We start from the raw sequence: 19,148 nt of genomic DNA on the forward strand, positions 1-19,148 counted from the left end.
CCCGCGGGCGGGCCGTCGGGGAGCATGGCGGGTCCGGGAGACTGGGGCCGTGATCCGTAGCGAAGCCCTCGGCGCGTTGCCGGTGCGCGGGGCGCTGCCCGCGCTGTACGGCGCCCTGGCGGAGCGGGGCGCGGCGGTGCTGTGCGCGCCGCCCGGCACCGGCAAGACGACGCTCGTACCGCTCGCGCTCGCGGGGCTCGCCGGGCCCTCCGGGGCGGGGTACGCCGCCCCGGAGGGGCGGGTGGTGGTGGCGGAGCCGCGCAGGATCGCGGCGCGGGCCGCGGCCCGGCGGATGGCGTGGCTGCTGGGCGAGCGGGTCGGCGAGAGCGTCGGGTACACGGTGCGCGGGGAGCGCGTGGCCGGGCCGCGCACACGCGTGGAGGTGGTCACCACCGGGGTGCTGCTCCAGCGCCTCCAGCGGGACCAGGAGCTGCCGGGCGTGGGCGCGGTGATGCTCGACGAGTGTCACGAGCGGCACCTGGACGCCGACACGGTGACCGCGTTCCTGCTCGACGTGCGCGCGGCGCTCCGCCCGGAGCTGCGGCTGCTCGCGGCGTCCGCGACGACGGACGCGGAGGGCTGGTCGCGGCTGCTCGGCGGGGCGCCCGTGGTGGCGGCCGAGGGGGTGGCGCACCCGGTGGGGACGGTGTGGGCGCCGCCGCCCGCGGCGGTGCGCCCGCCGCACGGCGTCCGGGTCGATCCTGCGCTGCTCGCCCATGTGGCGGCGGTGGTGCGGCGGGCGCTCGCGGAGCGCGCGGGGGACGTGCTGTGCTTCCTGCCGGGCGTGGGCGAGATCGCGCGGGTGGCGGCGCTGCTGGGGACGGCGGCGGGGGCCGAGGTGCTCCAGGTGCACGGGCGGGCGTCGGCGGCGGTGCAGGACGCGGTGCTGACGCCGTCCGCGGGGCGCCGGGTGGTGCTGGCGACGTCGGTCGCGGAGTCGAGCCTGACGGTGCCCGGGGTACGGGTGGTGGTCGACTCGGGCCTGGCGCGCGAGCCGCGTACCGACCACGCGCGCGGTCTCGGCGGGCTCACCACCGTGCGGGCGTCGCGGGCGGCGGCGGAGCAGCGGGCGGGGCGGGCGGGGCGCGAGGCGCCGGGGACGGTCTACCGGTGCCTCGCCGAGGCCGAGTTCGGGCGGCTGCCGCGGTTTCCCGAGCCGGAGATCAGGGTGGCGGAGCTGACCGCGTTCGCGCTCCGGGCGGCCTGCTGGGGCGATCCCGACGCGGCGGGCCTCGCGCTGCTCGACGCGCCGCCCGCGGGCGCGATGGCGGCGGCGCGCGCGGTGCTGGCGGGGATCGGCGCGGTGGACGGCGCGGGCAGGGCGACCGGGCGCGGGGAGCGGATGGCACGTATGGGGCTGCATCCCCGGCTGGCGCGTGCGCTGCTCGACGGGGCGCCCGAGGTGGGCGCCCGGCGCGCGGCGGAGCTGGTCGCGCTGCTCAGTGAGGAGCCGCCGCGCGCGTACGGCGACGATCTGGCGGCGGTGTGGCGGGCGGCGCGCGGCCCCGGCGGCGGCCGGGACGCCGGGTACGCGGCGCGGTGGCGCAGGGAGACGGGGCGGCTGACGGCGGCGCTCGGCGAGGCAGGCGGCGGGCGCGCGGGCCCGGGGGCGGCGCGGGATGCGGGGGCCCGTGGCGCGCCGGGGGACGACGCGGCGGCGGGCCTGGTGGCGGCGCTCGCGTTCCCCGAGCGGCTGGCCAGGGCCCGGGGCGGCGGCGCGTATCTGATGGTGAACGGGACCGGCGCCGAGCTTGCCGGGGGCTCGCGCCTCGGCGGCCTGCCGTGGCTCGCGGTGGCGGTGGCGGACCGCTCGGCCGACCGCGCCCACGCGCGCGTACGCCTCGCGGCGCCGATCGACGAGGCGGCGGCGCGGCGCGCGGGGGCGGCGTTCGGCTCGGCGGGCGAGGAGGTCGGCTGGTCGGGCGGCGACGTGGTGGCGCGCCGGGTGGAGCGCCTCGGCGCGGTCGAGCTTGCCGCGGAGCCGCTGCGGGCGCCGGGGGCGGCGGCGGTGCGCGCGGCGCTGCTCGACGGGCTTGCGCGCGAGGGTCTCGGGCTGCTGCGCTGGCCGCAGGGGGCGCGGGAGTTGCGGGCCAGGCTGGCGTTCCTGCACGCGCGCGTGGGCGGCGGCTGGCCGGATGTGTCGGACGCGGCGCTGCTCGCGCGCCCCGACGACTGGCTGGAGCCGGAACTCGGCAGGGCGCGGCGGCGGGCCGATCTCGCGCGTATCGACGCGGCGGGGTGTCTGCGCAGGCTGCTGCCGTGGGCGTCGGGCGAGGCGGCGCGTCTCGACGAGTTGGCGCCGGAACGGCTGACGGTGCCGAGCGGTTCCCGGGTCCGGGTGGACTACACGGACCCGGAGCGCCCGGTGCTCGCGGTGAAGCTACAGGAGATGTTCGGTCTGATGAGCACACCGACGGTGGCGGGGGTGCCGCTGCTGGTGCATCTGCTGACCCCCGCGGGCCGTCCCGCGGCGGTGACGGCGGATCTGGCGTCGTTCTGGCGGGAGGGCTACCGGGCGGTGCGCGCCGAGTTGCGGGGCCGCTATCCGAAGCACCCCTGGCCGGACGATCCTTCGACGGCCCGGCCGACGCGGTTCACCAAGGCGCGCTCCGGGGGCTGACCGGCGCGAAGCGGGGAGAGGGGCGGGACGCGCGGCGGCCGGGAGAAACGTGTCCGGGAGAAACGGCGGCGGCCCGCGGGGGCTTTCGCGCCCGCGGGCCGCCGGTGTCCTCGGCCCCTGCCGCGGCTACGCCGCCGGGGGCGTGTCCGGTGCCTTGACGGTCAGCTCCACGGTGAGGGCGGCGCCGCCCTCGGTGGTGACACGGAGCGTGAAGGTGCCTGTGGTGTCGTCCGCGTACAGCTCGGGCAGCGTCAGCAGCCCGTCCTCGTCGGTGGTGAGGCCGGTGAGGGTGCGCAGCGGCTTGCCCGCCTGGTCCTTGAAGTAGGGGCCCTTGGTGTTCGGGGCGGTGCCGTCGGCGGAGGCGACCAGGGTGGCGGTGGCGCCGACCTTGGCGGCGGGCGCGCCCTTGTAGGTCGCCTTGACCTGGACGTCGGCCGCGAACTGCTCGCCCGGAGCGCACACCAGCGGCTCTTCGCCGACCCTGGCGAGGGCGTCGGCCTGGCGCGCGGTGACGGTGGCCTTGTAGTCGAGGGTCGGCAGCGAGCGGCCGACGACGGAGGCGCGGACGGTGAAGGAGCCGGCCTTGTCGCCCGCGGTGAGCGCGGGGGCGGTGGCGGTGCCGTCGGCCCCGGTCTGCACGGTGGCGACCGACTCGCCGCCCGCGAAGGTGGCGTCGGTGTCGCCGACCAGGGTGAAGCGGACGCGGACCTTGGCGACGGCGTCGCCGCCCTTGTCGACGGTGCGGACCTTCACCTGGCCGGAGAACGCGTCGCCCGCGGTGGCGTTGAGGGCGCCGCTGCCGGCGTCCTCGATCTGGGTGACGCTCTCGGTCGGGGTCGGCTCGGGGTCCCCGGCCGGCGGCTTGGACGGGTCGGACGGCGTGGGGCTGCCGGAGCCCCCGCCGGGCTTCGACGGCTTGCCGGGCGAGGACGGCTTGTCCGTGGCGGGCGGCTTGCTCGCCGTGGGGCTCGGCGGCGCGGAGGGGGTCGCGTTGTCGCTGCGGTGGCCGGGCAGGGAGCCGCTGCCGTTGGGGACCTCGTGGGTGCCCTTGCGGTAGTACTCGTACCAGGACAGGACGGTGGCGAGGTAGTCGCTCGAATTGTTGTAGCCGAGGATCGCGCGGCGCATGTCGGAGTCGGCGGAGAGGTCCCTGCCGCCCGCGCAGAGGTAGCGCCCGGCGGCGAGCGCCGCGTCGTAGACGTTGTTGGGGTCCTTCTTGCCGTCGCCGTTGCCGTCGGCGCCCCAGCCGTTGTGGTCGGGGCCGCCCTGGGTCCAGGTCGACGGGATGAACTGCATGGGTCCGACGGCCCGGTCGTGGGTGGTGTCGCCGTCGTAGGCGCCGCCGTCGGTGTCGGTGATCTTCGCGAAGCCGTTGCCGTCGAGGACGGGGCCGAGGATGGGCTTGAGGGTCGTGCCGTGGGAGTCGACGCGGCCGCCGGAGGCGTGCCCGGACTCCACCTTGCCGATGGCGGCGAGGAGTTCCCAGGGCAGGTTGCACTCGGGCTGCGAGGTGCGGAGCGACGAGGCGGCCTTCTTGTACGCGTCGAGCACGGTGGCCGGGATGCCGGATTCCGTGCCCCCGGCGGCCGGGGGGTGGTCGGCCGAGGGCGGCGGGGTGGGGCTGTTCAGCGGCGGCAGGTCCGTGTAGTAGGGGGAGTCGCCGCTGACGGACGGGCCCGCCGGGGAGGTGTCGGAGTCGGACGCCTGGTCCGATGTGTCGGGCTTCTGGCTGTCGGTGAACCCCGGGGCCTGGGAGGCCGAGAGCGCCGCCACCGCGGCCGCGGCCACGGCGGTGGTCACCGCCCCTCTGCGCAGCCTCCTGCCGAATTGCGCCGCCATTGCGTGAACCCCTCCTCGATCCGGTCCCCTGGGGCCGGGCCTTCTACGCGTCTGCTTCTCTTCGTGACATTACGACAAGTTCCGCGGCCCAGACACCTCTTCGTGTCCCTTGTTCACCAGTTGCCCACGTACCGTTGGCGCGTCCGGAACCGGCCGGGGCCGCGTGACCGGCGGCGCGCCCCCGAACTTCCGACGTGCCGGGGCACGTTGTGGTTCCCGCTCCCGCGCGGGGTGCGGGTGGCGCTTCGGGCGCGGGTGGAGCGGCGCGCGTACGGGCGCCGGTGCGGCGGCGAATGGCGGGCGTGCCGTCAGCGGAAGTCGGCGGCGTGGTCCTCGGCCCAGCGGGCGAAGGTGCGCGCGGGCCTGCCGGTGACGTCCTCGATGACGGTGGAGGTGGCGGGGTCGGTGCGCACGCCCGCCTCCCAGGCCCCGAGCACCGCGCTGACGCCCAGCTCCGGCATGGTGCGGGCGAGTTCGGCGCGGCCCTCGTCCGGGGAGACGGTCTCGACGGTCAGCTCCCGGCCGAGCGCGGCGCCGATCAGCTCGACCTGCCGGAGCAGGGTCAGCCCCTCGGGGCCGAACACCGTGTAGGCGCGGCCTTCGTGGCCGGGGTGGGTGAGGGTGTGGACGGCGAGCGCGGCCATGTCCTTCTCGTGGACGGGCGCGGTCCTCGACAGCGGGTAGGGCAGCAGGACCGGGCGGCCCGCGCGCACCGGTTCGCGCCACCACCACAGGGCGTTGGTGGCGAACATGCCGGGCCTGATGAACGTCCGGGGAATCCCGGAGTCCTCGATGGCGTCCTCGACCGCGCGGTGGGCGTCCGCGATCGGGCCCCGCGCCTCCTTCTGGGCCACGGCCGCGGACGACAGCAGCACCAGGTGCCGCACTCCGGCGGCCCTGGCGGCGGCGGCGAATCCGGCGGCGCCCTCGGGTCTTGCGTAGAGGAAGACCCGGTCGGCCCCTTCGAGGACCGGGGGCAGGGTCTCGGGGCGGTCCAGGTCGGCGGCGGCCATCTCGATGCCCCGGGGGCCGGGGCCGGGTTTCTGCTGGTGCCCCTGACCCGCTCGCCCGCGGCGAGCAGTCCCTCGGCGACGTGCCGCCCGACGTTGCCCCTGGCTCCGAAGACGACCGCGACCATCCCCCACCCCTTCCGGCCCGGGGCACGCCCGGCGCCCCTGCGAAGACGCACGCCACCCTACGCGCCCGCCGGGCACCGGTCCCGGGCCTCCTCCCCGCGCCGAGCGGTGCGCGGCCGGGGTCAGTGGGCCGCGCCCTCCCAGTCGGTACCCACGCCGAGGGAGACCGCGAGCGGCGCCCTCAGGTGGACGGCGCCGCACATCTCGTCGCTGACGATCTTCGACACCTGCTCGCGCTCGTCCGGCGCGATCTCCAGGACGACTTCGTCGTGGACCTGGAGCAGCAGCCGCGAGGTGAGGCCCGCCCCGGTCAGCGCGCGGCCGACGTTCAGCATGGCGATCTTGACGATGTCGGCCGCGGTGCCCTGGATGGGGGCGTTCAGCGCCATCCGCTCGGCCATCTCGCGGCGCTGCCTGTTGTCGCTGTTGAGGTCGGGCAGATAGCGGCGGCGGCCGAGCATGGTCTCGGTGTAGCCGGTGGCGCGCGCCTCGTCGACGACGCGCCGCAGATAGTCGCGCACGCCCCCGAAGCGCTCGAAGTACGTGTCCATGAGGGCGCGGGCCTCGGCCGCCTCGACGCCGAGCTGCTGGGAGAGCCCGAACGCGGACAGGCCGTAGGCGAGGCCGTACGACATCGCCTTGATCTTGCGGCGCATCTCGGCGTCCACGGCCGGCCTGTCCACCCCGAACACCTGGGAGGCGACCGTGGTGTGCAGGTCCTCGCCCGAGGTGAACGCCTCGATCAGGCCCTCGTCCTCGGAGAGGTGCGCCATGACCCGCAGCTCGATCTGGCTGTAGTCGGCGGTCATCAGCGACTCGAAGCCCTCGCCGACGACGAATCCGCGGCGGATCGCGCGGCCCTCGTCCGTGCGGACCGGGATGTTCTGGAGGTTGGGCTCCGTCGACGACAGGCGTCCCGTGGCGGCGACGGTCTGGTTGAACGTGGTGTGGATGCGGCCGTCCGTGGCGATCGACTTGATCAGGCCCTCGACCGTGACCCGCAGCTTGGCCTGCTCGCGGTGGCGCAGCATGATCACCGGAAGCTCGTGCTCGGTCTGGGTGGCGAGCCAGGCGAGCGCGTCCGCGTCGGTGGTGAAGCCCGTCTTGGTCTTCTTCGTCTTCGGCAGGGCCAGCTCGCCGAAGAGGACCTCCTGGAGCTGCTTGGGCGAGCCGAGGTTGAACTCGTGGCCGACGGAGGCGTGCGCCTCCTTCACCGCCTGCTGCACCGCCGCGGCGAACACCTCCTCCATGGACTCCAGATGGGCGCGGTCGGCGGCGATGCCGTGCCGCTCCATGCCGCACAGCAGCGTCGAGGTGGGCAGTTCGATGTCGGTGAGCAGCTCCCGCGCGCTCACCTCGGCGAGCCGTCCCGTGAACGCCTCACCGAGGTCGAGGATCGTACGGGCCTGCACCATGAGCGCGTCGGCCTCGGCCTGCTCGTCCGTGCCGAACGCGAGCTGGCCGTCGGCGGACGCGGCGGGCACCAGCTCACGGCCCAGGTACTCCAGCGAGAGCGCGTCCAGCGCGAAGGAGCGGCGGCCCGGCTTCACCAGGTACGCGGCCAGCGCCGTGTCCATGCCGACGCCGTCGATGCGCCAGCCGTGCTCGGCGAAGACCCGCATGGCGCGCTTGGCGTCGTGCATCACCTTGGGGCGCGCGGGGTCCGCGAGCCAGGCAGCGAAGGCGGTCTCGTCGGCCTCGTCCAGCTCCGCGGGGTCGAACCAGGCGGCGGCGCCGTCCGCGTCGGCGAGCGCGATCTCGGCGACCGAGCCGGAGCCGAGGTGCCAGGAGTCCACGGAGGCGATGCCGAGCTTCACGCCGCCGTGCTCGGCGAGCCAGGGCGCGAGGGCGCCGGTGTCCAGGACGACGCCGTCCAGCTCGATGCCCTCGGGCGCGGGCGGCTCGGCCTCCTCGACGCCCGGGTCCACCGCGAGCAGCCGCTCGCGCAGCGAGGGATTGCGGATCTCCAGCGTGTCGAGGACCATTGCCAGGGTCTTGCGGTCGTACGGCGCGCGCTCCAGGTCGGCCACCGCGCGCGGCAGCTCCACCGTGCGCACCAGCTCCGTCAGGCGGCGGTTGGTGCGCACCGCCTCCAGGTGGTCGCGGAAGTTCTGCCCCGCCTTGCCCTTCACCTCGTCGGCGCGGTCGGCCAGCTCGGCGAAGGACCCGAACTGGTTGATCCACTTCGCGGCCGTCTTCTCCCCGACGCCGGGGATGCCCGGGAGGTTGTCGGACGGGTCGCCGCGCAGGGCGGCGAAGTCCGGGTACTGCTCGGGCGTGAGGCCGTACTTCTCCACGACCTTCGCCGGGGTGAAGCGGGTCAGCTCCGAGACGCCCTTCGTGGGGTAGAGCACCGTGGTGTGCTCGGTGATCAACTGGAACGAGTCGCGGTCGCCCGTGACGATCAGGACCTCGAAACCGGCCTCCTCGGCCTGGGTGGCCAGGGTGGCGATGATGTCGTCGGCCTCGAAGCCCGCGACGGCGAAGCGCTCCGCGTGCATCGCGTCGAGCAGCTCGCCGATCAGCTCGACCTGGCCCCTGAACTCGTCGGGGGTCTCGGAGCGGTTCGCCTTGTACTCGGTGAACTCCTCGGAGCGCCATGTCTTGCGGGAGACGTCGAAGGCCACCGCGAAGTGCGTGGGCGACTCGTCGCGCAGCGTGTTCGCCAGCATGGAGGCGAAGCCGTAGATCGCGTTCGTCGGCTGGCCCGAGGACGTCGTGAAGTTCTCCGCGGGCAGGGCGAAGAACGCCCTGTAGGCCAGGGAGTGCCCGTCCATGAGCATCAGGCGCGGGCGGGCCTGCCCCGCGGACTTCTCCGCCGGCTTCTCCGCGGGCTTACGGGTCTTCTTCGCTGCGTTCTCTGCCACGGGACCGATCCTGCCATGCCGCACTGACAACCGGGTCTCCCCCGGTCGCCCGCGCGGGGCCGCACCCGCTCCCCGGCCGCCCGCAGCCCGTACACGCGTACGGCGTCCGGCACCCGGGGCGACGGGGCGGGGACGCCGCCCCGCGCCGGGAGGGCGGCCCGCTGTCGGCGCGGCGTGGGAAGATCGAGGGGTAGCCGTGCGCGGAGGGCCGTGGGAAGGGGTACCGGGATGGCCAGCAAGGCGCCGAAGGGTGATCCGGTGCAGGACGCACCCAGCGTGGCGGAGCCCCAGCACTCCGCGGCCGGTCTGGCCGCCGTCGGGCACTCGCTGAAGATCGCCCGGCAGCAGATGGGCGTGCGCCGCACCGCGCTGACCCTGCTGCGGGTGAACCAGAAGGACGGCTTCGACTGCCCCGGCTGCGCCTGGCCCGAGCCAGGACACCGGCACACCGCCGAGTTCTGTGAGAACGGCGCGAAGGCGGTCGCCGAGGAGGCCACCCTGCGCCGGGTCACCCCGGACTTCTTCGCCGCCCACCCCGTCGCGGACCTGGCGCGCCGCAGCGGTTACTGGCTCGGCCAGCAGGGCCGCCTCACCCACCCCATGTACCTCGCCGACGGCGCCACCCACTACGCGCCGGTGTCCTGGGAGCGCGCCCTCGACATCGTCGCGGACGAGCTGACCGCGCTCTCCTCCCCCGACGAGGCCGTCTTCTACACCTCGGGGCGCACCAGCAACGAGGCCGCGTTCCTCTACCAGCTCTTCGCGCGCGAGTTCGGCACGAACAACCTGCCCGACTGCTCCAACATGTGCCACGAGTCCTCGGGCTCCGCGCTCGGCGAGACCATCGGCGTCGGCAAGGGCAGCGTCCTCCTCGACGACCTCTACCGGGCCGACCTGATCATCGTCGCGGGGCAGAACCCCGGCACCAACCACCCCCGTATGCTCTCCGCGCTGGAGAAGGCCAAGGCGGGCGGCGCGAAGATCATCTCGGTGAACCCGCTGCCGGAGGCCGGGCTCGAACGGTTCAAGAACCCGCAGACCCCCAAGGGCCTGGCGGCCGGCGCCGCGCTCACCGACCTCTTCCTCCAGATCAGGCTCGGCGGCGACCAGGCGCTCTTCCGGCTCCTCAACAAGCTGATCATCGAGACCGGGGGCGCGCTCGACGACGCGTTCATCGCCGAGCACACCCACGGCTACGACGACTTCGCGAAGGCCGCCCGCGCGGCCGACTGGGACGAGACCCTGACCGCCACCGGGCTGACCCGCGCCGAGATCGAGGAGGCGCTGCGCCTCGTGCTCGCCTCCGAGCGGACCGTGGTCTGCTGGGCGATGGGCCTCACCCAGCACAAGCACTCGGTGCCCACCATCCGCGAGGTCGTCAACTTCCTGCTGCTGCGCGGCAACATCGGCCGCCCCGGCGCGGGCGTCTGCCCCGTCCGCGGCCACTCCAACGTGCAGGGCGACCGCACCATGGGGATCTTCGAGCGGCCCCCGGCCGCGCTCCTCGACGCGCTGGAGAAGGAGTTCGGTTTCGCGCCGCCGCGCGAGCACGGCTACGACGTCGTACGCGCCATCAGGGCCATGCGCGACGGCGACGCGAAGGTGTTCTTCGCCATGGGCGGCAACTTCGTCTCCGCCTCCCCCGACACCGACGTCACCGAGGCGGCCATGCGCCGCGCCCGCCTCACCGTGCACGTCTCCACGAAGCTGAACCGCTCGCACGCGGTCACTGGCGCCCGCGCCCTCATCCTGCCCACCCTCGGCCGCACCGAGCGCGACCTCCAGGGCAGCGGCGAGCAGTTCGTGACCGTGGAGGACTCCATGGGCATGGTGCACGCCTCCCGCGGCCGCCTCGAACCGGCGGGGCCGAGCCTGTTGTCGGAGCCCGCGATCGTGGCCCGCCTCGCCCGCCGCGTCCTCGGCGCCGCCTCCGCCACGCCCTGGGAGGAGTTCGAGAAGGACTACGCCACCATCCGCGACCGCATCGCGCGCGTCATTCCCGGCTTCGAGGACTTCAACGCACGCGTGGCGCACCCCGGCGGCTTCGCCCTCCCGCACGCCCCGCGCGACGAGCGCCGCTTCCCCACCGCCACCGGCAAGGCCAACTTCACCGCGGCCCCCGTCGAGTACCCGAGGGTCCCCGAGGGCCGGCTGCTGCTCCAGACGCTGCGCTCCCACGACCAGTACAACACCACCGTCTACGGCCTCGACGACCGCTACCGCGGCATCACCAACGGCCGCCGCGTCGTCCTCGTCAACCCGGACGACGCCGCCGCCCTCGGCCACGCCGACGGCTGCTACGTGGACCTGGTGGGCGAGTGGCGCGACGGCGTCGAGCGCCGCGCCCCCGGCTTCCGGGTGGTGCACTACCCCACCGCGCGCGGCTGCGCCGCCGCCTACTACCCGGAGACCAATGTGCTGGTCCCCCTCGACGCCACCGCCGACACCAGCAACACCCCCGCGAGCAAGTCCGTCGTCGTGCGCCTGGAGGCCGCCGGGGACGGGCCCGCCACCGCCCCGGCGGAGGCCGCGGCCGCGCCTCTGGAAGCATGAGGCACACCCGGGACAGCGCCCGGGGCAGCGACGACGGTGGACGGCCCCCGCGGCAGCCGCCGACGAGAAGAACGGAGCCGGTCCATGGGCGAGGCGCCCCCCGTGAAGTTCCCGCAGGACGTCATCGACACCTATGAGGCGCTCGGGATCAACCTGTCGGAACTCTTCTCCGCGGGCGCCCTCGGTGCCCGTATGGGCATCCGCGTCATCGAGGCGTCCGCGGAACGGGTCGTCGCCACCATGCCCGTCGAGGGCAACACCCAGCCCTACGGGCTGCTGCACGGCGGCGCCTCCGCCGTACTCGCCGAGACCCTCGGCTCGGTCGGCGCCATGCTCCACGGCGGCCCCGGGAAGTCCGCCGTCGGCGTCGACCTCAACTGCACCCACCACAGGGCCGCGCGCACCGGCACCGTCACCGGAGTCGCCACCCCCGCCCACCGCGGCCGTACCGCCACCACCTACGAGGTCGTGATCACCGACGAGCAGGGCCGACGGGTGTGCACCGCACGGCTCACCTGCCTGCTGCGCCCCGCCGACGGCGCCCCCGCCCAAAGCTGACGGCCCGAAGCTGACGGCCCGGAGCCGACGCCGGGCGCCGCGCCCCGCGCCCGGACCCGCCCACGCCACGCGCCCCGCCCGGACCCGGAACGTGCCCCGCCGGAGCCCGCACGGGCCGCGCCACGCGCCGTACCGCCACGTCACGGCGGCACCGCACACCACCGCCGCCACCCGGCAGACTGGCGCGATGTCGCCGCGAGTTCGCGCCGCCCATCGTTCACCCTCGGCATTGCCATCGCCAACAGCGAAGGCAATGTGGCGCAGCGCGGCCGCCGGACCCGCGCGCCGGGGGCGCCGCACGGCCGCGCGAAGCGGGCACACCCGCACCGGCCCTCCCCACCGCCCCCGCCGCCGTGAAATCGGTATCCCCGGATAGCGCCCCGCGCACCGTGCGCACCCGGGAATACGCGAAAGTGCCACGGAATGCCGGTCCCCTTTTCCCGCGCGTAACACTGCGCAATAAGCGTGCAAAGCAAGGGCCCCGTCGGGGCCTGTACGACACATGCCCGTAAGACGCCCGCATGGCCTTGCGCTCGGCGTACTCCGGGCACACTGTCATGACCAAAACCCTTGACGGTCCTGCCGCTTGACCACGAACGGTAAAACCAGAAAGGGCGCAAACGTTCCCAACCGCCCCATCTGCTTCCACCTCTATTACGCAGCGGCATAACAAGAGAGTCACAGCCTGAGCCGGACGAGTCCTGTACCCACAAATGGTCCCTATAGTCACCGCAAGTCACCGCGCCACCGGATTCAAGTCAGTTCGGTTCCAGCGCTCGACTCGGTACCCCAACAAGGGGCGTGCCACCGAAAGGACTGATCGTGCGTCAACGTTCGCTTATAGCTATGACCGCTGCTCTCGCCACCGGAGCACTCACCCTCACGGCCTGTGGCTCGCGCGACGACGGCAAGAGCGATTCCGGCGCCGGTGACACCACCACCGTCGTCATCGGAGTCGACGCCCCGCTGACGGGTGACCTGTCCGCGCTCGGCGTGGGCATCCACAACTCCGCCGACCTCGCCGCCAAGCAGGCCAACAGCAAGAAGTACGTCGACGGTGTCACCTTCAAGGTCGAGGCGCTCGACGACCAGGCGCAGCCCTCCTCCGGCCAGACCAACGCCTCCAAGTTCGTCGCCGACAAGGACGTCCTCGGGGCCGTGGGCCCCCTGAACTCCAACGTCGCCGAGTCCATGCAGAAGGTCTTCGCCGACGGAAACCTCGTCGAGGTCTCCCCCGCCACCACCAACCCCTCCCTCAGCCAGGGCCAGGACTGGAACGGCGGCACGAAGAAGCGCCCCTACGCGTCCTTCTTCCGCACCTGCACCACCGACGCGGTCCAGGGCCCCTTCGGCGCCCAGTACCTGTACAACAAGGCCAAGCGCAAGAGCGTCTTCGTCATCGACGACAAGAAGACCTACGGCGCGGGACTCGCCGGCACCTTCAAGGCCGAGTTCGCCAAGCTGGGCGGCAAGATCGCCGGCACCGAGCACATCAACCCCGACACCAAGGACTTCTCCGCGGTCGTCACCAAGGTCAAGTCCAGCGGGGCCGACCTCGTCTACTACGGCGGCGAGTACCCCGCGGGCGGCCCCCTCAGCAAGCAGCTCAAGTCGGCCGGTGTCGACGCCCCCGTCGCCGGTGGCGACGCCCTCGACAGCGACGAGTTCATCAAGCTCGCCGGCGGCAAGAACGACGGTGACTTCGCCACCTCCGTCGGCCTGCCCATCGAGAAGCTGGACTCCGCCAAGGAGTTCATCTCCGCCTACAAGAAGGCCGGCTACAAGGACCCGTACGAGACCTACGGCGGCTACGCCTACGACAGCACCTGGTCGGTCGTCGAGGCCGTCAAGAAGGTCGTCGACGGCAACGACGGCAAGCTGCCCGACGACGCACGCGAGCAGGTCGCCAAGGCCATGCAGGACGTGTCCTTCGACGGTGTGACCGGCGCCGTGTCCTTCGACAAGTACGGCGACACGACCAACAAGCAGCTCACGGTCTACCAGGTCAAGAGCGGCTTGTTCACCCCCGTCGAGTCCGGCAAGTTCGGCGGCTGACACACCCGTACCACCTCCGCGCGGGGCGCTGACCACCACAGCGCCCCGCGCGGCATGACCCGGCGCACGGGGCACCCCCCGGCCGGGCCCCGCCAATCCCCCCGCACCATCAACCGGAGGACCGCGGTGCACGAACTGCCGCAACAACTCGTCAACGGCCTGCTCCTGGGGGCCATGTACGGTCTCGTCGCCATCGGTTACACGATGGTCTACGGCATCGTCCAGCTGATCAACTTCGCCCACGGCGAGATCTTCATGACCGGCGGCTTCGGCGCCCTCACCGTCTGGCTCTCCCTCCCGGACGGCACCACGATGTGGCTCGCCCTCCCACTCATGATCATCGGTGCGGTCGTCGTCGCCACCCTCGTCGCCGTCGGCGCGGAGCGCTTCGCCTACCGCCCCTTGCGCGGCGCCCCGCGCCTCGCCCCGCTCATCACGGCCATCGGCCTCTCCCTCGCCCTCCAGCAGGCGGTGTGGGCCTGGTACCCGGACGCCAAGTCCGCCCGCACCTTCCCGCAGATCCCGGGCGACAACATCCACATCGGCAGTGCCACGCTCCAGACCGGGGACATCTTCCTCATCGCCGCCGCCGTCGTGTGCGTCCTCTTCCTCGGCTGGTTCGTCCAGAAGACGCGTGTCGGACGCGGGATGCAGGCCACCGCCCAGGACCCCGACACCGCCAAGCTCATGGGCATCAACACCGACCGCGTCATCGTCATCGCCTTCGCGCTGGGCGCCGCCTTCGCCGGGATCGCCGCCGTCGCCTACGGCCTCAAGTACGGCCAGATCAACTTCCGTATGGGCTTCCTCCTCGGCCTCAAAGCCTTCACCGCGGCCGTGCTCGGCGGCATCGGCAATGTGTACGGCGCCATGATCGGCGGTCTCGTCCTCGGTGTCGCCGAGGCCCTCACCACCGCATACGTCTCCGACATCCCCGGCATGCAGCAGCTCGGCGGCCAGTCCTGGGCCGATGTCTGGGCCTTCGTACTCCTCATCGTCGTACTCCTGGTCAGGCCACAGGGCCTCCTCGGTGAGCGCGTCGCGGACAGGGCGTGACCACCATGACGACACAGCAGACAAGCACCGTGAGCGAGACCCCCGAGGGCCCCGCCGCCCCCAAGGCCACCGGTCTGATACGCCTCCCCGAGGGTGTCGCGCGCGCCCTCGCCACCGGCGGCGGCGCCCTCACCGTCGTCTCCGCCTTCATGTCCTGGACCTGGACGGCCGCGTTCCCCGGCGACCTCACCGTCTACGGCTACCCCGGCGGGCTCCAGTGGCTCGTCCTCATCGCCGGCGCCCTCACCGCCCTGATCGGTCTCGCCTCCTACGGCGTCAGGCCCCTCAGGTTTCTCGCCCCTGGCAGCCCCGATCCCGGCATCAAGATGGCCGCCCTGGCCGCGTTCACCACCGCCTGGTTCACCGTCATCGCCATCGCGGCCCAGCTCGGCGGCCTCGCCAACCTCGACCCCGGCGGCTGGGTCGCCGCCGCGGCCACCCTCATCGCCCTCGTCGGCGCCCTCGCGCTGCCCTTCGCCCGGCCCGCCCACTACCCGCCGGCCCCCGAGGACACCGCCTGGCAGCGCCTGGGCCACCGCACGCGCAATGGCCTCGACACGTTCAAGGCATCCCTCGCCGCGGAGGAGCCCCCGGCGCCCCGGGCCCTGCCCGGCGCCGTCGACATCCTCATCATCGTCGCCGTCATGGCGCTCGGCCTGATCGTCTTCACCTACGGCATCAGCACCGAGTACGACGAACTCTTCGTCGGCTTCCTGCTGACCGCGGGATTCGGCTTCGCCGCGCTCAACAAGACCGGCCTGATCGCCCAGCTCTCCACGATCACGGGCCGCCACCGCAACATCACCCTCGTCGGCGCCTTCATCGCCGCCGCGCTCTTCCCCTTCACCCAGACCGACGACCAGTACGCGACCATCGGCGTCTACATCCTGATCTTCGCCACGGTCGCCCTCGGCCTCAACATCGTCGTCGGCCTCGCCGGGCTCCTCGACCTCGGATACGTCGCCTTCCTCGGCGTCGGCGCCTACGCCGCCTCCATGGTCTCCGGCTCCACCTTCTCGCCCTTCGACGTCCACCTCCCCTTCTGGGGAGCGCTCCTCGTCGGAGCCGCCGCGAGCCTCATCTTCGGCGTCCTCATCGGGGCCCCCACCCTCCGGCTGCGCGGCGACTACCTCGCCATCGTCACCCTCGGCTTCGGGGAGATCTTCCGTATCGCCGCCAACAACCTCGACGGCACCTCGGGCCCCAAGGTCACCAACGGCGCCAACGGCATCTCCAGCATCCCCAACCTCAATATCTTCGGGTTCGACTTCGGCAAGGCGCACGACGTCGCCGGGTTCACCATCGGCCGCTTCGCCAACTACATGCTGCTGATGCTGATCATCACCCTCGTCGTCGTCCTCGTCTTCCGGCGCAGCGGCGACTCCCGCATCGGCCGCGCCTGGGTCGCCATCCGCGAGGACGAGACCGCCGCACTCGCCATGGGCATCAACGGCTTCCGCGTCAAGCTCGTCGCCTTCGCGCTCGGCGCCGCACTCGCCGGACTCGCCGGGACCGTCCAGGCCCACGTCACCTACACGGTCACCCCTGAGCAGTACCAGTTCGCCAACAGCGTGCCCCCCAACTCCGCCTTCCTCCTCGCCGCCGTCGTCCTCGGCGGGATGGGCACCATCAGCGGGCCGCTCGTCGGCGCCGCGCTGCTCTACCTCATCCCCAACAAGCTCCAGTTCCTCGGCGACTACCAGCTCTTCGCCTTCGGCGTCGCCCTCGTCATCCTCATGCGCACCCGCCCGGAAGGGCTCATCCCCAACCGGCGCCGCCAACTCGAATTCCACGAAACCACCCAGGAACCGGGCGCCGCACCGAAGGCCCCCGCAGCCCTCGGCAAGACAGGGGCCTAAGCCATGACCACCCACCCGGGAACAGTCCTCGACGCACGCGGCGTCACCATGCGCTTCGGCGGGCTCACCGCCGTACGCTCCGTCGACCTCACCGTCGACAGCGGCGAGATCGTCGGACTCATCGGCCCCAACGGCGCGGGAAAGACCACCTTCTTCAACTGCCTCACCGGCCTCTACATCCCCACGGAGGGCGAGGTCCGCTACAGGGGCACCGTCCTGCCCACCAAGTCCTTCAAGGTCACCGCCGCCGGTATCGCCCGTACCTTCCAGAACATCAGGCTCTTCGCCAACATGACCGTCCTGGAGAACGTCCTCGTCGGCCGGCACACCCGCACCAAGGAAGGGCTCTGGTCCGCGCTCCTGCGCGGGCCCCGGTTCCACCGCGCCGAAGCGCGGAGCAGGGAACGCGCCCTCGAACTCCTCGACTTCGTCGGCCTCACCGACAAGGCGGAGCAGCTCGCCCGCAACCTCCCCTACGGCGAGCAGCGCAAGCTGGAGATCGCGCGCGCCCTCGCCAGCGAGCCGGGGCTCCTGCTCCTCGACGAGCCCACCGCGGGCATGAACCCGCAGGAGACCCGCGCCACCGAGGAACTTGTCCTCGCCATCCGCGAGATGGGCATCGCCGTCCTCGTCATCGAGCACGACATGCGCTTCATCTTCAACCTCTGCGACCGCGTCGCCGTCCTCGTCCAGGGGGAGAAGCTGATCGAGGGCGACAGCGCCACCGTCCAGCAGGACGACCGGGTCATCGCCGCCTACCTCGGCGAACCCCTCGACGACATCCCCGCCGACGAGGACGAGGCGGCCGTCATCGCCGCCGAGACCGCGAACACCCCGGACGGCGACACCGGCCACCAGGCGGCGGGAGTGCCCACGCAGCCCAAGGAGAACGACCGATGAGCCCACTCCTCGAAGTCGAGGACCTGCGCGTCGCCTACGGCAAGATCGAGGCCGTCAAAGGCATCTCCTTCACCGTGGAACCCGGCGAGGTCGTCACCCTCATCGGCACCAACGGAGCGGGAAAGACCACCACGCTCCGCACCCTCTCAGGACTCATCAAACCCGTCGGCGGGCACATCGCCTTCAACGGGAAACCGCTCCGCAGGTACCGCGCCGACCAGATCGTCAAACTCGGCCTCGCCCACTCCCCCGAAGGCCGCCACATCTTCCCCCGCATGACCATCGAGGACAACCTCAGGCTCGGCGCCTACCTCCGCAACGACCGCGAGAAGATCACCAAGGACATCCGGCGCGCCTACGAGATCTTCCCCATCCTCGAAGAGCGCAGAAGGCAGGCGGCGGGCACCCTCTCGGGCGGCGAACAGCAGATGCTCGCCATGGGCCGCGCCCTCATGTCGCAGCCCAGGCTCCTGATGCTCGACGAGCCGTCCATGGGCCTCTCGCCGATCATGATGCAGAAGATCATGGCCACCATCGGCGCCCTCAAGGCCGAGGGCACCACCATCCTGCTCGTCGAGCAGAACGCCCAGGCCGCGCTCTCCCTGGCCGACCGCGGCCACGTCATGGAGGTCGGAAAGATCGTCCTCTCCGGGGACGGGAACGACCTCCTCCACGACGAGTCCGTACGCAAGGCGTACCTCGGCGAGGACTGACCCCGCCGCGACGGCGGAAGGCCCCGGCCCCCACCACGGGAGCCGGGGCCTCGCCACAGGTCTCAGCGCTGGCCCTGCTGGGCCTTCTTCTCCTCGGCGTCCTCGATCACGGCCTCGGCCACCTGCTGCATCGACATCCTGCGGTCCATCGACGTCTTCTGAATCCAGCGGAACGCGGCCGGCTCCGACAGGCCGTAGTCCGTCTGGAGAACCGACTTCGCCCGGTCCACCAGCTTCCGCGTCTCCAGGCGCTGGGTGAGGTCCGCGACCTCCCGCTCCAGCGCCCGCAGCTCGGTGAAGCGCGACACCGCCATCTCGATCGCCGGCACCACGTCGGTCTTGCTGAACGGCTTCACCAGATACGCCATCGCGCCCGCGTCCCGCGCCCGCTCCACCAGGTCGCGCTGCGAGAACGCCGTCAGCATCAGCACCGGCGCGATCGACTCGCCCGCGATCTGCTCCGCCGCCGAGATACCGTCGAGCTTGGGCATCTTCACGTCCAGGATGACCAGGTCGGGGCGGTGCTCGCGGGCCAGTTCCACGGCACGCTCTCCGTCGCCGGCCTCTCCTACGACGGTGTAGCCCTCCTCCTCAAGCATCTCCTTGAGGTCGAGGCGGATCAGCGCCTCGTCCTCGGCGATGACGACGCGGGTCGTCAGCGGAGGAACGTGCGACTTGTCGTCGTCGTTCTGCGGCGGCTCGGGGACGCTCACGGGAGGGCTCCTCGGGTGTGGCTGGTCGGCTCCCAAAAGGGTACCTAGCTGCGGTATGGTGGGGGCACGTCGGGAACTCCCGACCTTCGTTTCATAGGAAGCCCCGGTAGTCCAGCGGTAGAGACACGGTGCTCAAACCACCGACAGCGTGGGTTCGAATCCCACCCGGGGCACTTTCCCTTAGATTCCAAGGATCGCACCTAATGGTCGCGAGCCCTCCGTATCCCCCGTGCACACACGTAGGGCCGGCGTACTGACGCGTACCCCGGCCCGTATATG

General features: G+C 72.6%; 12 protein-coding genes and 1 tRNA gene. 9 read left to right on the forward strand and 4 right to left on the reverse strand.

Annotation, left to right across the window (positions count from 1 at the left end):
* Positions 1–49: 49 nt before the first annotated feature.
* Entirely contained in the window at positions 50–2,620 is a 2,571-nt protein-coding gene (hrpB, locus tag ACIBIW_RS15145; RefSeq protein WP_399336033.1) for an ATP-dependent helicase HrpB, read from the forward strand.
* A gap of 126 nt (positions 2,621–2,746) precedes the next feature.
* Here hrpB and ACIBIW_RS15150 read toward each other — a convergent pair whose 3' ends face one another.
* From ACIBIW_RS15150 to polA, 3 genes are all read right to left on the reverse strand, one after another.
* Positions 2,747–4,459 carry a lytic transglycosylase gene (locus ACIBIW_RS15150; RefSeq protein ID WP_399336035.1) on the reverse strand — a complete coding sequence of 571 codons (1,713 nt, stop codon included), beginning with the start codon at positions 4,457–4,459 and terminating at the stop codon, positions 2,747–2,749.
* Between the two features lie 308 nt (positions 4,460–4,767).
* A complete protein-coding gene (locus tag ACIBIW_RS15155) occupies positions 4,768–5,472 on the reverse strand; it encodes an NAD(P)H-binding protein (protein WP_399336037.1) in 705 nt (234 codons plus the stop codon).
* A gap of 245 nt (positions 5,473–5,717) precedes the next feature.
* Entirely contained in the window at positions 5,718–8,462 is a 2,745-nt protein-coding gene (gene polA, locus ACIBIW_RS15160; protein ID WP_399336039.1) for a DNA polymerase I, read from the reverse strand.
* 228 nt (positions 8,463–8,690) lie between these two features.
* On the opposite strand from polA, the gene ACIBIW_RS15165 reads away from it, so the two are divergent.
* The 7 genes from ACIBIW_RS15165 to ACIBIW_RS15195 all read left to right on the forward strand — a co-directional run bounded on the left by ACIBIW_RS15165 (position 8,691) and on the right by ACIBIW_RS15195 (position 18,156).
* Positions 8,691–11,015: an FdhF/YdeP family oxidoreductase gene (locus tag ACIBIW_RS15165; RefSeq protein ID WP_399336041.1), complete on the forward strand. Its 2,325-nt coding sequence runs from the start codon at positions 8,691–8,693 to the stop codon at positions 11,013–11,015.
* An 84-nt stretch (positions 11,016–11,099) separates the two neighbouring features.
* On the forward strand, positions 11,100–11,573 hold the full coding sequence (locus tag ACIBIW_RS15170) for a PaaI family thioesterase (RefSeq protein WP_399336043.1): 474 nt from the start codon (positions 11,100–11,102) through the stop codon (positions 11,571–11,573).
* An 846-nt stretch (positions 11,574–12,419) separates the two neighbouring features.
* Positions 12,420–13,628 (forward strand): branched-chain amino acid ABC transporter substrate-binding protein, encoded by a 1,209-nt coding sequence (locus tag ACIBIW_RS15175; RefSeq protein ID WP_399336045.1) that lies wholly within the window; start codon positions 12,420–12,422, stop codon positions 13,626–13,628.
* A 126-nt stretch (positions 13,629–13,754) separates the two neighbouring features.
* Positions 13,755–14,684, forward strand: coding sequence for a branched-chain amino acid ABC transporter permease (locus ACIBIW_RS15180; protein WP_399336047.1), 930 nt, complete (start codon positions 13,755–13,757; stop codon positions 14,682–14,684).
* A gap of 5 nt (positions 14,685–14,689) precedes the next feature.
* Positions 14,690–16,543: a branched-chain amino acid ABC transporter permease gene (locus ACIBIW_RS15185; protein WP_399336049.1), complete on the forward strand. Its 1,854-nt coding sequence runs from the start codon at positions 14,690–14,692 to the stop codon at positions 16,541–16,543.
* A 3-nt stretch (positions 16,544–16,546) separates the two neighbouring features.
* Positions 16,547–17,443: an ABC transporter ATP-binding protein gene (locus ACIBIW_RS15190; RefSeq protein WP_399336051.1), complete on the forward strand. Its 897-nt coding sequence runs from the start codon at positions 16,547–16,549 to the stop codon at positions 17,441–17,443.
* Positions 17,440–18,156, forward strand: coding sequence for an ABC transporter ATP-binding protein (locus tag ACIBIW_RS15195; RefSeq protein ID WP_399336053.1), 717 nt, complete (start codon positions 17,440–17,442; stop codon positions 18,154–18,156). The genes ACIBIW_RS15190 and ACIBIW_RS15195 overlap by 4 nt, the downstream gene beginning before the upstream one ends.
* A 62-nt stretch (positions 18,157–18,218) precedes the next feature.
* On the opposite strand, the gene ACIBIW_RS15200 is transcribed toward ACIBIW_RS15195, so the two are convergent.
* Complete coding sequence (locus ACIBIW_RS15200) at positions 18,219–18,869, reverse strand: ANTAR domain-containing response regulator (RefSeq protein WP_399336055.1); 651 nt, start codon at positions 18,867–18,869, stop codon at positions 18,219–18,221.
* Positions 18,870–18,969: 100 nt separating this feature from the next.
* Between ACIBIW_RS15200 and ACIBIW_RS15205 the strand changes: the two genes are divergently transcribed.
* Positions 18,970–19,042 (forward strand) — tRNA-Leu (locus ACIBIW_RS15205).
* The last annotated feature ends 106 nt before the right edge of the window (positions 19,043–19,148 follow it).

Origin of the sequence: Streptomyces sp. NPDC050560, from assembly GCF_044457285.1 — a bacterium.
Lineage (GTDB): Bacteria > Actinomycetota > Actinomycetes > Streptomycetales > Streptomycetaceae > Streptomyces.